Here is a 12,814-nt window from a genome sequence, read left to right on the forward strand (position 1 = left end):
GTTACTCACCTCCGCTTGCGTAGTACATAATCAGCTCTTGTGTTGCTTCTTCGCGACTCAATTCCTTCACGATCTTGCCCTCGAACATGACAAGAATCCGGTCAGCAATCCCGATTACTTCCTGAAACTCACAGGAGAAATACAGGACACCCTTTTTCTGCTCGGCGAGCTTTCCGATCAGGCGGTAAATATCGCTTTTCGCGCCGATATCCACCCCTTTTGTCGGCTCGTCAAACATAAAGAGATGAGCGTTTGTATCCAGCCATTTGCCGATAGCGACTTTTTGCTGGTTTCCGCCGCTGAGAAAACCGACCAGTTGCTTGATATCGGCTGTTTTTACACCAAGGCGCGAAACGAGCTCTCTTGCACTAGCCGCTTCTGCCCCTCTTTTGATAAAACCAAGCAAGGACTTCTTTTTCAACGAGGCGACTGACAGGTTGTTCTGTACGGACTCCTCTACGAAAATGCCTTCTTTGCGCCTTTCCTCCGGGACGAGCACAATTCCTGTATCGACGGCGTCCTTTGGCGAGCGCAGTTGGGTAGGTTTTCCATGCAATCGAACGGCTCCAGCCTTTGCCTCATCTGCACCGAAGAGCAATCGGGCGAGCTCAGTCTTTCCTGCCCCAACCAGACCGACGACACCCACGATTTCTCCCTCGCGAACCTGCAAGTCGACTCCGTGTACTTTGCCGCCAGCCACACCTGACGCCTCAAAAATCGTTTCGCCAATCGGCACTGCAAGCTTTGGGAACTCCTCGTCAAAGCTTTTGCCCAGCATGTTCGCGATCACTTCGTCCATATTGGTCTTCGCCGTGTCTGTGGTCATAACATGCTGTCCATCGCGCATGATGGTGATCCGATCACAGATTTCAAAGATTTCTGGCAGGCGGTGGGAGATATAAATGATCCCGACCCCAGCTTTTTTCAACTGCGCAATGATTTGAAACAGCCGTTCGCTCTCCTTTGTACTCAACGGCGCTGTCGGTTCATCGAAAATGACGTACTTCGCCTTTTGAACGGTCGCCCGTGCAATCAAAATCAATTGCTTTTCCGATAGCGTACATTCTTCAACGAGCATCCTCACAGGAATGGAGAAGCCGAAGTTTTTTAAAATCTGCTCTGATTCGTTGTACAAGCTCTTCCAGTTGATCAGTCCCTTGGTTTTCGCCTGGACGAGTTGATCGAGTAAAATATTCTCAGCGACGCTTAAATACGGGATCAAGGCGGTGTCCACTTCCTGATATACACATTGAATGCCCTGTGCTTTGGCATCCTGCGGCGAATTGATCGTCACGGCCTGTCCATCGATGGTGATCGTACCGCCATCTGCCTGATACGCTCCCGTGAGGATTTTCATCAGGGTACTCTTTCCCGCGCCATTGGCACCAAGGAGTGCGTGAACCTCTCCTGCGCGCACCTCGAAATCGACGGATCGCAGGGCAGGAACCCCGGAAAACTGCTTCGCCATCCCTTTCATCTGCAATGTGGACATTTTTCACACCTCCTGTTTACCTGCGTGTTCCAACCTCTATAAGGAAAAATCCCGTTGACGGATACAGCTCAACGGGAAAAGCCAATTTGGTTCTTACTTGCCCCACTCTTGTACATATTGGGACAGGTCGCCCATCGTTACTTTCTTATCCTTCGGCAGGTCTTCCTGTTTCACCAGCACTGGATTCAGCTTCACGTTGTCTGGTACTTGCTCGCCTTTGATTTTTTGGAACACGGTTTGCGCATGAATGCGTCCGATATTGGATGGGTCTACCGCTGCCGTCGCTGTCCACGGAGAGTTTTCCGCCTGGATCATTTGCAGATCCTCATCGCTCAAATCGATGGAGTACACTTTGATTTCCGTACGGCCTGCTTGCTGAATGGCACGTGTCGCCCCTTTGGCAAATTCATCCCAAGCCGCCCATACTGCTGTGATGTCGCCTTTGTTCGGATACTTTTTCAAGATTGCTTCCATCTGCGTTTGTGTATCGAGTGCCGTATTGTTGGTAGCAGAACCGAATGCCGCAATTTCTTTTAAGTCCGGGTATTTCTTCTGGAAAGCTTCATACGTGACTTGGCGTTTTTCCATCGGTGCAAAGCCAGCTACCCAAATTTTTACGATGTTGCCTTTGCCGTTTGTATCTGCCGCCAGCTTCTCCAGGCTCAGCTCTGCCAATTTGTTGTCATCCTGCGCCACTACTGGCACGCCTGGAATGTTGATGTCTGTATCAAACAGGACGACCGGGATTTTTCTATCCACGGCTTTTTGCGTGCCCTGCTGCAACGCTTCTGCCGTACCATGGTCGATCAGAATGCCATCAAATTTTTGATTCACTGCCGCATCGAGGTTGGACGCCATTTTTGCCAGATCGGTATCTGCGTTGAATACGGTCAACTCGCCACCGTTTTTCTCCACCTCTGACTTCACGCCATTGATATATTGGGCGGAGAACGTCCCTACGTTTTGACGCATGATCAATGCGATTCTCTTTGCGTTCTCTCCGCCCTGCTGGTTCGTGCTGCCGGTTCCGGTGCTTGTTCCTCCGCCGCATGCCGTCACGAGAACAGACGCAGCCACAACAAGTGAAGTCAGTAATCCCAGTTTCTTTTTCATCACAAATGTTCCCCCTTTTTCTTTTTGATAACAGATGACAAAAGCAAAAAATCCTCTTTCACAGAGAAAGAGGACAAAAATCGACAAGATTCTCGCCTCTTATCTGTCAGGTATTCTACCTGTTGGAGTTAGCACCTTGGCTCGAAAGAACGCATTCTCTCGTGCTAGGTTGCCGGGCTTCATAGGGCCATTCCCTCAGCCTTCTCTTGATAAGAGTAGTTTCTATTTTCAAAACGTTTGTATAAGTATATACAGAATATAATCTGGCAATTACCTATCTGTCAACTAGGTTTACCGAAAGAATTTTCTTGATAAATATTCCAGTTTCTTATGTAACATCAAGAGGGATTTTGTTGTGTCTTGTCGAATTATCGTAGATTGATACAAGCCTAGCAAATATTTGCGATGGGGATGCTACATGAGTCTATTAAAAGAAGTCATTCTTCAATGGTTTTTCGCCATTATCCCGTTTGTGTTTTTCAACATCTATTACCGTGACAAAATGAGGAACTACAGCCGCTCCTTTATTGTCATCACCAGCTCAGCCTGCATGTTTCTCGCGATGACCTTCGCCCCGAGCGTCACGAATGGCATGTTTTTTGATATCCGACATATCATCATTCTTTTCGGACTGGTTTATGGCGGAGTCGAGATTGCCTTGCTCCTGCTGATTGAAGCCTTGGTTTATCGGTACTACCTAGGTGGCGAAGGAACATGGGTTGCCATGCTGATCCTTACAGTCAATTTTGTCTTGTCACTCTTTTTGTATCGACACTATAAAGCCAGTTATCGGAAAACACTGTATCTTTTTATGACGAGTGCGATTTTTTCTACGGTTGCTTTAGGGACTACTTATTACTTTTTTCCCACGTATGTAACTCAACACCTCGTTTACTACACCATAGTGATTCCTATTCAAAACTTTTTCGGCCTCTGGTTATTAATGTCGCTTTTCAGCAAATGCGTTTCGGATAAGGAGCTGTTTATTCGCCACGCGCAAAATGAAAAAATCCAGACGATGAGCCATGTTGCTGCATCACTCGCACACGAGGTTCGCAATCCGCTGACAGCAGTCAAAGGCTTCTTGAAATTAATACAGGAACGCCCGGAAAATTTGGTAAAAGTCGATCAATACATTCGCATCAGTCTCGACGAAATCCAACGGACAGAAGCCATTTTGACCGAGTACCTTGCGATTTCCAAGCCACTCAAGGAACGGCATGAGATCATTAATGTGAGCGAGCATCTCCATGCCATCCGCGAAGTGATGCTCCCCTTTGCCAATATGCATAACGTGGAGCTTACGCTGCAAGACTTTGAGAGACCTGTGACGATCAAGGCCAATCCAGACGAGTTCAAGCAAGTGCTGGTGAATTTCATCAAAAATGCCATCGAGGCGTGCTCGGATATTTCGGACGGAAAAGTCTCCCTGGACTTGCTCATCGAGCGAAACAAAGCCGTTTTGGTCATCAAGGATAACGGTATCGGTATGGATGCAGGACAGATCAGCCGCCTTGGAACGATTTACTTTTCTACGAAAACAACTGGGACCGGTCTTGGATTGACGTATTCCTATCATGTCATTCATGCGATTGGCGGAACGGTCAATGTATCAAGCAAACCACGAGTAGGAACCAAGTTCACCATTATGCTCCCGTATAAGGCACAGTAACTTCATGCAGGTTTTGCAGAGGAACTGTGCCTTTTTCCATTCGATAGCTAATGATGCAACGGAGGTACTTGTGGTTCTTTTTCGTTTTTTAAGGTGTACAGCAGTTCATTTTTCCGATTAATCGTTGCGAGAAAGACTTGTTCGGACGCGATCCCCTTTTTCTTCAATTTTTGAGCACGGTCAATCGACCGTTCGCCTCGATAATAGCCAAATCAATCTCTGCCAGATCGAAAATGTCTTTCTCGCGAAGCATATGGAGAACATTATCGAGAGAGTAGCGGATTTTTTTCATGTTTTTGACGTGAAAATTCCCGTTGGAGAAAATGACGGTCGGCTCAAATGTCACCATTCTGCCAAACCAGCGAAAGACAACGGACAACTGCGATACGACCCGTTGCAATATACCCAACGTCAAAACTGCTACTACAATCGAAATATGCCGGACATCTGGCTCTGCAATGTCAGCCCCTGCCACTGATCCCAAAGTAATAATGATGATAAAGTCAAAAACAGGCAGCTCCCCAATCGAACGCTTGCCCATGAACAAGGTGACCAGCAGTAATAAAGGAATAATTGTACATACGCGCCCGATGACGATCATACTTTCTCCGAATCCTTCCACATTTGCCCCTCCCTTCACGCTTTACTATGCAATTTCTGGGAAAGCATTATGCAAAACAAAACACCAGGAGTCTCCGGTAAATGTGAAACCCTCCACTTTCTGACCGAAGAACTCCATAGCAGCCGCAGCCTCTTTTGCCGATGCAACCATTGTCTTCTTACCTCCTGGCTTGACGGCAATACTGTCGCTAAACGACTCCCCGCGCCACAAATTCGTTTTCACTTCCTTGCCAGTACGAGCGTCGAGATACCCGGAAAGATCCGGAATTGGATGTGGAAGACATCCCGCATCTGATTGTTACGTGAAATAGTTTTTTCCGCATTTTTTAATTCCGGATAGTGTTTGCTCAGCCTGTCTACGGTTTTCTGGGCTGCTTTGCTCAATTGGGGTTGCGTCGATTTGGCTGCCGCGGCTTGTACAGTTACTTGTGGTTGCGTAACCCACAATGGACTTGAGAAGAGCAAAGCAGCAGCTCCTACTGTGATCATCAGCTTTTTGGTTGCGTATGGTTTCATTTTGAATTTCCTCCTGGCTTCCTCTTTTTTTACGTTCTTAGCCCAATAGTCGGAAGTAAAAGGAAAATGTTACAAACAAATCAAAATAAAAAAAGGCCAGTCAAGCCTTTGACAGGCCGCCTAGCCGTTGCGAGGTTTTGTGAGCGACATCCTTTACCTGTTCAATCAAATACTGGAGCCGTTCCTCCTTCAAATCATACGTGACAATTCCAATGCTTAATGCCCCGATTACCTTTTGGGTGTAATCAATCACAGGTGCTGCGACGGACGCCGTATTTTCCGTCCGCTCCGCAAAGCTGACAGCATGACCAGCAGCTCTGATCTCCTGGAGCTTCTCCATAAAAGCAGGCACCTGCTCTTCACTCACGAGCTGTACTACGGTTTGTCTGGCTTCTTCCACAGGCATGTGGGCCAGCACGACTTTATTAGCCGCACCGATATGCATCGGAATCCGCAAGCCCAACTGGTCGTAGATGCGGATATTGTGCTGACTGTCTACGCGATCAACGACAATAGATTCGAGTCCGCTAGGCTGACTGAAATAAACACTTTCGTTCACTTCTCTGGCAAGCTCCTCAATCATCGGCTTGATCACTTTGCGATAATCGATCCGATCGAGCACCCGCAAGCCGAACTCCATCCATTTAATCCCCAACGTATATTGTTTGGTCGCAGCATCCTGCTCTACCAGTCCATGCTTCATCAACGTGTACAACAGTCGATAGATGGTGCTGACCGGGAGCTGGCATTCTTTCGCTAAATCATTGATCGTCCACCATTTTCTATGTTCATCCGACGAAAGTACCGTTGCAATCGCCATCGCTCGATCAAACGATTGAATCACGGTCATCCCCCCCTTTTCTATCTATCTTCTCATATGAAACTATGTTAAACCATTTGCTCTAATTTTGTGAATCGCAAAAAAACTCCAGGAAGAATCACAGATTGACAGTCAGAAATCAGAATGTGTAAACTAATGGTGAACATTTCGAAATATGAATAATATTCTGCAATGTGGAAAAAGGGAGGCAACTATGTTCCAAGGCAGCCAATCCATGGTCAAAAAGATGAAAACCGTCATCATCAAGCATCCCCATCAAGCATTTATCAGCCAAGAACATCTCGATCAATCGTGGAAAACCTTCAATTATACAGACCGCCCTGACTGGGACCGCGCTCTGCATGAATACGCCAAATTCGAATCGATTTTGCGCGAGCATGTGGAAAACGTCCTGCACTTGCCACAATCCGATAAAACCGGACTGGATTCCATTTACGCCCACGACCCGGTGAAATTTACTTCCAAAGGGGCAATCATCCTCAAATCTGGCAAGGAGCTTCGTCAGGGAGAAGCAGAAATATACAAGACCTTTTTAGAAGAAAACAATATCCCGATTCTGGGACAGCTCACAGGCGATGCCTTGTCAGATGGCGGCGATCTCGTCTGGCTGGATGAAAAAACGCTCGCGATCGGACTTGGCTTTCGCACGAACGAAGCGGCTATCGCTCAAATTACGGAAATGGTCAAGGATTTCACGGATGAAATCATCGTTGTACAGCTCCCGTATGATCGCGGTCCTGCGGAATGTCTGCATCTTATGTCGATCATCAGCATGGTCGATCATGATTTGGCAGTCGTCTACTCCAAGCTGATGCCTGTATTTTTCCGCCAACTGCTCATCGACAGAGGCATACAGTTAATCGAGGTACCGGATCATGAGTACGATAATCTCGGTAGCAATGTTCTCGCCCTCGCGCCGCGTGTGTGTATGGTCGTGGCAGGCAACCCGATTACCAAGCAACTCCTTCTCGACGCAGGTGCGACTGTGTACGAGTATGAGGGCGAGGAGATTTCTTATAAGGGAACAGGTGGGCCTACTTGCCTGACAAGCCCGGTGGAACGAATCTAGCCGTTAGATACACGCAATACACCATCAAGAATGAACTGTACCTCCATTGTTAGATACCATGAACAATTGGGGGTGCAGTTTTTCTATGACCAAAAAGTTTCCTTAAGCAAAAACTTTGTTGCCTAGGAAAGAATCTTACCTTAAACTAAAATCATAAGATATCGTCTACGTGTACTTTTTTTTACCTTCATTTTTGCCCTAAGCCAACAGTTTGTCCTTAACGAAAAAAGGAGAGTGAACCTCATGCCATCTATCAGCATTCCTTTATCTGATGCCTTGATTGGTAGCCACATCTGTCTGGATCGTATTGACGTTCAGGGTATACTGCGCAGACGATTGCTGGATCTCGGCTTCGTCCCCGGCAACATCGTGGAAGTCATGCAAAAAAGTCCGCTAGGCGATCCCATTGCCTTTCGGGTTAATAACACGATCATCGCCCTGCGCAAAGAAGAAAGCTCCCTCATATTTGGAGAGTACGTGGGGAGTGAAGAAAAGTGACTTCGTACACGATTGCCTTGGCAGGAAATCCGAATACCGGTAAGAGTACATTATTCAACACATTGACGGGACTTCGCCAACATACGGGAAACTGGGCAGGGAAGACAGTCGTAATGGCTGAGGGAGAATTCGCTCGGGGAAATACGACTTTTCGGATCATCGATTTGCCAGGTACGTATTCCTTGTATTCCAACTCGGCGGATGAAGAAGTCGCGAGAGATTACATTATCTTCGAGCAGCCTGACGTCACCATTGTGGTACTGGATGCGACTTCATTGGAACGGAATCTCAATTTGGCCTTGCAGGTGTTGGAAATGACCCCTCACGTCGTCGTATGCGTCAATTTGATCGATGAGGCGAAAAGGCTTGGCATTCGTATTGATCTGGAAAAAATCTCGCAAAGCTTAGGCGTTCCCTGTATCGCCATCTCCGCCAGAAATCAAATCGGGATCGAGAATTTGCTCGATCAGGTGGAGAAAGTAGCAAACGGAACAATCGTGCCCAATCCTGTACAGATAATCTACAGTGAACAGATTGAATCCAAGCTGGCACAGTTGGAGCCGCAAATCGAGAAAACCTTGGGTAGCCGTTTTCCGACAAGATGGATCGCTCTGCGGTTGTTGGATGGAGATGAAAGTTTGTTGCGCACCTTGAGAGAGCGCATGCAAGATCCGGCTACAACGGCAAGAAAGGAGCCTTTGACCCATGGCCGAACCGTTTGCCACTAATCCGTCTGATTCCCTTGATGCACTTCTTTCCGCGGCCCAAAGCTCAGTGGAAGGAAATTCCATTCGAGACACGATTGTGAGTGACATTTACCGCACTAGTCGCAGTATTTGTAAGGAAGCTGTGACATACGAAGACAAGCAAAAGCTTTCTCGTGCATATAGGCTGGATAAAATTGTGACGTCAAAAATATGGGGCTACCCCATCATGCTGGCGATTTTAGGCGCGGTATTCTGGATCACGATCGCAGGTGCCAATGTTCCGTCCGGAATGCTTGCAGATATGTTCGGTGTAGTCGAGGGTTATCTAACTGCTGGCTTTCAAGCTGTACACGCACCTGATTGGCTGCACGGGATTCTGGTTCTCGGATTCTTTCGCGGTACCTCATGGGTTGTCAGCGTCATGCTGCCTCCGATGGCTATCTTTTTCCCAGTCTTTGCCCTGCTGGAGAACTTCGGATATCTGCCGCGTGTGGCATTCAACATGGATCGTCTGTTTAAAAACGCTGGCGGACACGGAAAACAGGCATTGACCATGTCGATGGGGTTTGGCTGTAACGCAGCAGCCATCCTTTCCACGCGGATCATCGAATCTCCCCGGGAGCGAATGCTGGCGATTCTGACCAATAATTTCGTCCCGTGCAATGGTCGCTGGCCCACATTGATTTTATTGTCTTCGCTATTTATGGCGACCAGCGCGACAAGTGGATGGCAATCTCTGACTACTGCTCTCATTGTAATGGGTATGGTTATTTTTGGAATCGCTATCACTCTTACGGTTTCCTGGACACTATCCAAAACAGCCTTGCGCGGAGTACCGACACACTATACGTTGGAGCTGCCCCCTTATCGCCGTCCGCAGATTTGGAAAACGATTCTGATCTCAAGCAAGGATAAATCGTGGAACGTGCTGAAAAGAGCCGTCATTGTGGCCGCCCCTGCCGGTATCATCACTTGGGTATTGGGCAATATCTATGTCGGTGGGGACAGCATCCTCGCCCATATGGCTGCCTTTTTTGATCCGTTTGCGCAACTCATTGGTCTGGATGGCTACATTCTCATGGCTTTTATTCTCGGTTTGCCCGCGAATGAAATCGTGCTGCCGATTCTTCTGATGGGGTACATGTCCTCCGGTGCCATGGTTGATGTGGAAGGCCTCGACAACATCAAGGATGTCTTCTTGCAGCACGGGTGGACTTGGTTGACAGCACTCAATATGATGCTGTTCTCTCTGCTTCATTACCCTTGCGGCACAACCTTGTTCAATATTTACAAGGAAACGAAAAGTGTGAAATGGACAGTACTATCCGCACTCATTCCGCTTGCCATTGCTATCGGAGTAACGTTCTTGACTGCCCTGGTGGCAAGGGCACTCGGTTGGGTGTAAAAAATAGCAAAAAGCCTTTGCACAAGACCAGACCTCCTGGTTCGTGCAAAGGCTTTTTCGTGACTTTCCCAGTGGAATCGTACTTTATTTTGTAATAGGTATCACGCCATCCAATCTGACTCTCTCAAACTCTAGCCCGCCCATCTCTACCGTATACGTATCCTGTTTCGGTACCCTGAAAACAATGGAAACAGTTTCCAAATCCTCTGCCACAATCATATCCTTGTAAGCCTGACCCTCTACACGTAAGTTAATTTCTTCTGGTCCCTTGTTTGGAACGACAATGGACAGCTTGCCTTTGTCGTAATTTACCTTTTCAATGTTCAACTGTTTCTTTTTTCCAAACGGAATCGTTTGCGGATATTTGGCATTCATATCAAGCACGAAGTTATCCTTTAGGGAGCGCTTCATCGTCACTTCATCAAATCGCAGCTCCAGTTTTTCCGGGAGAGCCCCATAGAACAGTGACGGAATAAATTGCGCCCTATAGGTATCTGTCCCCTGCACATGCTCCACGTTTTTATTCACCTTGTCGTCTATCGCCTGATATTCTTTCCCGCTTCCATCCACCAATTTCATATTTTCTAATCGATGTAGAACAAACCCATCCTCGAACTTAGCCTCAAGCTCTATCTCTGTCACAGTAGGCGAAGCTATCATTCGGTTCACTTGCAAGCTCGTCACCAGACCATCTGTTTTAAGCACAGCATCTACATCTGCATCCGGTTGGATTACTTTTTCGGCGGCAGTGACAGACTTTGGCAGGGGCAGCAACAGCTCAGCTACCACGACATCATCTCCTGATTTTCGCATATCAACGATTTGCACTGGCAGGACAGGCTTGGTCTGACCCATCAGCGCCTGCATTTCTTTTTCGTCAATTCGATAATCCGACTTGATTATGAGATAATGCACACCATCGATCATTTGAAAATCCCTTGATCCATGACCTCTTTCTGACAGCTTCCCCAACTCTACACGAAGACTCCCATAAAGCATATCGCTTCTTTTCGATTCATCCGGAATTCGCGCAATCTCCTCCATTTTTTCACCGGAGATTAACAGTGTAAACGTAATCCGTCTGTGATCGACCATGGCATCCCTGATCTGATAAACAAAACCGTCCTTCTCCAATTTCACCTCTGGCAGAATCGGATAGCCGTTCTTCAAAGCATGCATGAAACCTTCATCGGGCGTGACCCATTCAAATACCTCCTGGCCTCGCTCTGCACCAGTCAGTCCCCACAAGCTTCCATCAAAGGGCTGAGCAATCTGGAAGAAAAGGGTAGCAGCAACTGCCACTCCGGCTGCCCAAGAGGTAACCTGCCAACGACGGCGACGCTTCTCACGCTGAATTTTTGTGAGTACTTCCTGCTCGAATTTTTCCAAATGAAACGGATATTTTTCACGAACGGTTTGCTTTGCTGATTGACTCCATTCCTTCCACATGCGATCGTCGCTCATCCTTTTACCTCCTTCGACATGGTTTCCTTCAATTGCTTCCTGGCTCGATGCAAACGCGTACGGACGACCTCCTGCGAAACTGAGAGAATATCCGCCACTTCCGCAATCGACAGGTCTTCATAATAGTGCAGGAGAATAACCTGCCTGTACTTCGGTGCGAGGGATTGAATGTACGTGACGACCTCTTCCCGCTTCACCCGGTTTAAAATCTCTTCCTCAACCTGATTGTTTGCCTGCCGATCCATCAGGTCACCCAGATGATCATCCATCGTCGGAAAAATGTTGCGGAACGACCACGACCGAAAATGTTTTTTGCTTTCATTCATCGCGATCTTGTAGAGCCAATGCTTGATCTGTCCGTCCCCGCGAAACTGATCGAGATGCCGATACGCTTTGATAAACACGTTTTGGGTAATATCGTCCGCCAAGGCATGATTCTTTACCGTGAGACTCACCAGATGAAAAATCTTCTCCCCGTATTGCTGCATCAGCCATTTCAGTCTGGATTCCCGTGTTACCTCCAGACTCGCTGGCATTGTTTCTGCTTCGTTCAACCCGTTCACCTCATCCGTTGATTGCTTGCTATTAGGTATGATCCATCCCACGGCAAAAAGGTGACAGAAAATGCAAAAAGAAACCGCTGTGGTTACCACAACGGCTACTTCGCTATCGCTCTACAAAAAATGCTGCATCCAAATATTCGGCTCGATATATACCACTTCGTCCTTTTCCACGTCAACCTGCACGGGAACTAATGCGTCTGGAATGATGTACGATCCGGACTCAGGGAATTTCATCCCTGTCCAGCTTTCCCAATCTTTCAGATTTCCTCTGATCAGCATGGATTCCGGCGCTACCTGCATGATCGTCGCTCCCAGTTTCCAATGCGTGCGCACCCACGGATCAAACGGAGCGTCATCGGTCGTTTTCCACTGAACATACTTGTCCATTGGCGTGAGCGGGTACTTGTGCTTGAGCGATGGACGTACGGGTGCCACCAAGTACGCCAAGCCATTTTCCTTGGCGATTTCCTTCATCGCCGTAACCATCTGCTTGCTCAGACCGAGACCGCGATAGTGGGGATCGATGGAGATGGAGAGTGCCGATAACGCGTTTGGCTGCTTTTCTTGGCGATAGTCTTCAATCCCTTGCAGAAAGACATCATCCCACCCTTTTGGCAGCCCTTCCGTAGTACCATCCCAATAAAATGGAATCGCATTTCCTACAGCCATCAGCTTGTCAGCCTCGTCCGTCAGTATGAATTGATAAGAAGAAAACCAGTCATACAGATGACCGTAATATTCGTTAGCCACTTCGTCATTCAGCATGAAGGCAGACCAGCTTGCTTCGATTAGTTCATCAGCTTGATCGTTTAAATCTGATCTTTGTGCGAAAGTGTAGATGTTGTATGGCATG

General features: G+C 47.6%; 14 protein-coding genes and 1 riboswitch. Of the genes, 5 read left to right on the forward strand and 9 right to left on the reverse strand.

Annotation, left to right across the window (positions count from 1 at the left end; all coding sequences use genetic code 11):
* Nucleotide 1 precedes the first annotated feature (1 nt).
* Nucleotides 2-1,492, reverse strand: coding sequence for a sugar ABC transporter ATP-binding protein (locus ASG16_RS06850; protein ID WP_056495492.1), 1,491 nt, complete (start codon nucleotides 1,490-1,492; stop codon nucleotides 2-4).
* A 93-nt stretch (nucleotides 1,493-1,585) separates the two neighbouring features.
* Nucleotides 1,586-2,605 carry a sugar ABC transporter substrate-binding protein gene (locus ASG16_RS06855; RefSeq protein ID WP_056495695.1) on the reverse strand — a complete coding sequence of 340 codons (1,020 nt, stop codon included), beginning with the start codon at nucleotides 2,603-2,605 and terminating at the stop codon, nucleotides 1,586-1,588.
* Nucleotides 2,606-2,701: 96 nt separating this feature from the next.
* A riboswitch (SAM riboswitch) is annotated at nucleotides 2,702-2,821 on the reverse strand.
* Nucleotides 2,822-3,023: 202 nt separating this feature from the next.
* Here ASG16_RS06855 and ASG16_RS06860 point away from each other — a divergent pair.
* Nucleotides 3,024-4,277, forward strand: coding sequence for a sensor histidine kinase (locus tag ASG16_RS06860; protein WP_056495489.1), 1,254 nt, complete (start codon nucleotides 3,024-3,026; stop codon nucleotides 4,275-4,277).
* Between the two features lie 163 nt (nucleotides 4,278-4,440).
* On the opposite strand, the gene ASG16_RS06865 is transcribed toward ASG16_RS06860, so the two are convergent.
* From ASG16_RS06865 to ASG16_RS06880, 4 genes are all read right to left on the reverse strand, one after another.
* Nucleotides 4,441-4,899 carry a DUF421 domain-containing protein gene (locus ASG16_RS06865; protein WP_241970709.1) on the reverse strand — a complete coding sequence of 153 codons (459 nt, stop codon included), beginning with the start codon at nucleotides 4,897-4,899 and terminating at the stop codon, nucleotides 4,441-4,443.
* 24 nt (nucleotides 4,900-4,923) lie between these two features.
* Nucleotides 4,924-5,049, reverse strand: coding sequence for a hypothetical protein (locus tag ASG16_RS31495; RefSeq protein ID WP_255412995.1), 126 nt, complete (start codon nucleotides 5,047-5,049; stop codon nucleotides 4,924-4,926).
* A 68-nt stretch (nucleotides 5,050-5,117) separates the two neighbouring features.
* Nucleotides 5,118-5,414 carry a hypothetical protein gene (locus ASG16_RS06875; RefSeq protein ID WP_056495486.1) on the reverse strand — a complete coding sequence of 99 codons (297 nt, stop codon included), beginning with the start codon at nucleotides 5,412-5,414 and terminating at the stop codon, nucleotides 5,118-5,120.
* Nucleotides 5,415-5,514: 100 nt separating this feature from the next.
* Nucleotides 5,515-6,258: an IclR family transcriptional regulator gene (locus ASG16_RS06880; protein WP_056495483.1), complete on the reverse strand. Its 744-nt coding sequence runs from the start codon at nucleotides 6,256-6,258 to the stop codon at nucleotides 5,515-5,517.
* A gap of 190 nt (nucleotides 6,259-6,448) precedes the next feature.
* On the opposite strand from ASG16_RS06880, the gene ASG16_RS06885 reads away from it, so the two are divergent.
* From ASG16_RS06885 to ASG16_RS06900, 4 genes are all read left to right on the forward strand, one after another.
* Nucleotides 6,449-7,324, forward strand: coding sequence for a dimethylarginine dimethylaminohydrolase family protein (locus ASG16_RS06885; protein ID WP_056495480.1), 876 nt, complete (start codon nucleotides 6,449-6,451; stop codon nucleotides 7,322-7,324).
* Between the two features lie 243 nt (nucleotides 7,325-7,567).
* A complete protein-coding gene (locus tag ASG16_RS06890; RefSeq protein WP_048034840.1) occupies nucleotides 7,568-7,822 on the forward strand; it encodes a FeoA family protein in 255 nt (84 codons plus the stop codon).
* Nucleotides 7,819-8,550, forward strand: a complete 732-nt coding sequence (locus tag ASG16_RS06895; protein ID WP_056495477.1) for a FeoB small GTPase domain-containing protein — start codon at nucleotides 7,819-7,821, stop codon at nucleotides 8,548-8,550. Before ASG16_RS06890 ends, ASG16_RS06895 begins: the two co-directional genes overlap by 4 nt.
* Nucleotides 8,528-9,934: a nucleoside recognition domain-containing protein gene (locus ASG16_RS06900; protein WP_056495474.1), complete on the forward strand. Its 1,407-nt coding sequence runs from the start codon at nucleotides 8,528-8,530 to the stop codon at nucleotides 9,932-9,934. Before ASG16_RS06895 ends, ASG16_RS06900 begins: the two co-directional genes overlap by 23 nt.
* A gap of 84 nt (nucleotides 9,935-10,018) precedes the next feature.
* Here ASG16_RS06900 and ASG16_RS06905 read toward each other — a convergent pair whose 3' ends face one another.
* The 3 genes from ASG16_RS06905 to ASG16_RS06915 form a co-directional block, all read right to left on the reverse strand.
* Nucleotides 10,019-11,398 carry a hypothetical protein gene (locus tag ASG16_RS06905; RefSeq protein ID WP_056495471.1) on the reverse strand — a complete coding sequence of 460 codons (1,380 nt, stop codon included), beginning with the start codon at nucleotides 11,396-11,398 and terminating at the stop codon, nucleotides 10,019-10,021.
* On the reverse strand, nucleotides 11,395-11,952 hold the full coding sequence (locus ASG16_RS06910) for a sigma-70 family RNA polymerase sigma factor (protein WP_056495469.1): 558 nt from the start codon (nucleotides 11,950-11,952) through the stop codon (nucleotides 11,395-11,397). The genes ASG16_RS06905 and ASG16_RS06910 overlap by 4 nt, the downstream gene beginning before the upstream one ends.
* A gap of 120 nt (nucleotides 11,953-12,072) precedes the next feature.
* The gene (locus ASG16_RS06915; RefSeq protein WP_056495465.1) at nucleotides 12,073-12,813 is read right to left on the reverse strand and encodes a GNAT family N-acetyltransferase; all 741 of its coding nucleotides are present in this window, start codon (nucleotides 12,811-12,813) and stop codon (nucleotides 12,073-12,075) included.
* Between the last annotated feature and the right edge of the window lies 1 nt (nucleotide 12,814).

The sequence above is a fragment of the Brevibacillus sp. Leaf182 genome, assembly GCF_001423865.2.
GTDB classification, from domain to species: domain Bacteria; phylum Bacillota; class Bacilli; order Brevibacillales; family Brevibacillaceae; genus Brevibacillus; species Brevibacillus brevis_C.

Excerpts from the sequence above, each read along its gene's own strand:
- ASG16_RS06850 (WP_056495492.1), bottom strand. The coding sequence starts at position 1,492 with ATGTCCACATTGCAGATGAAAGGGATGGCGAAGCAGTTTTCCGGGGTT.
- ASG16_RS06855 (WP_056495695.1), bottom strand. The coding sequence starts at position 2,605 with ATGAAAAAGAAACTGGGATTACTGACTTCACTTGTTGTGGCTGCGTCT.
- ASG16_RS06860 (WP_056495489.1), top strand. The coding sequence starts at position 3,024 with ATGAGTCTATTAAAAGAAGTCATTCTTCAATGGTTTTTCGCCATTATC.
- ASG16_RS31495 (WP_255412995.1), bottom strand. The coding sequence starts at position 5,049 with ATGGTTGCATCGGCAAAAGAGGCTGCGGCTGCTATGGAGTTCTTCGGT.
- ASG16_RS06875 (WP_056495486.1), bottom strand. The coding sequence starts at position 5,414 with ATGAAACCATACGCAACCAAAAAGCTGATGATCACAGTAGGAGCTGCT.
- ASG16_RS06885 (WP_056495480.1), top strand. The coding sequence starts at position 6,449 with ATGTTCCAAGGCAGCCAATCCATGGTCAAAAAGATGAAAACCGTCATC.
- ASG16_RS06890 (WP_048034840.1), top strand. The coding sequence starts at position 7,568 with ATGCCATCTATCAGCATTCCTTTATCTGATGCCTTGATTGGTAGCCAC.
- ASG16_RS06900 (WP_056495474.1), top strand. The coding sequence starts at position 8,528 with ATGGCCGAACCGTTTGCCACTAATCCGTCTGATTCCCTTGATGCACTT.
- ASG16_RS06905 (WP_056495471.1), bottom strand. The coding sequence starts at position 11,398 with ATGAGCGACGATCGCATGTGGAAGGAATGGAGTCAATCAGCAAAGCAA.
- ASG16_RS06915 (WP_056495465.1), bottom strand. The coding sequence starts at position 12,813 with ATGCCATACAACATCTACACTTTCGCACAAAGATCAGATTTAAACGAT.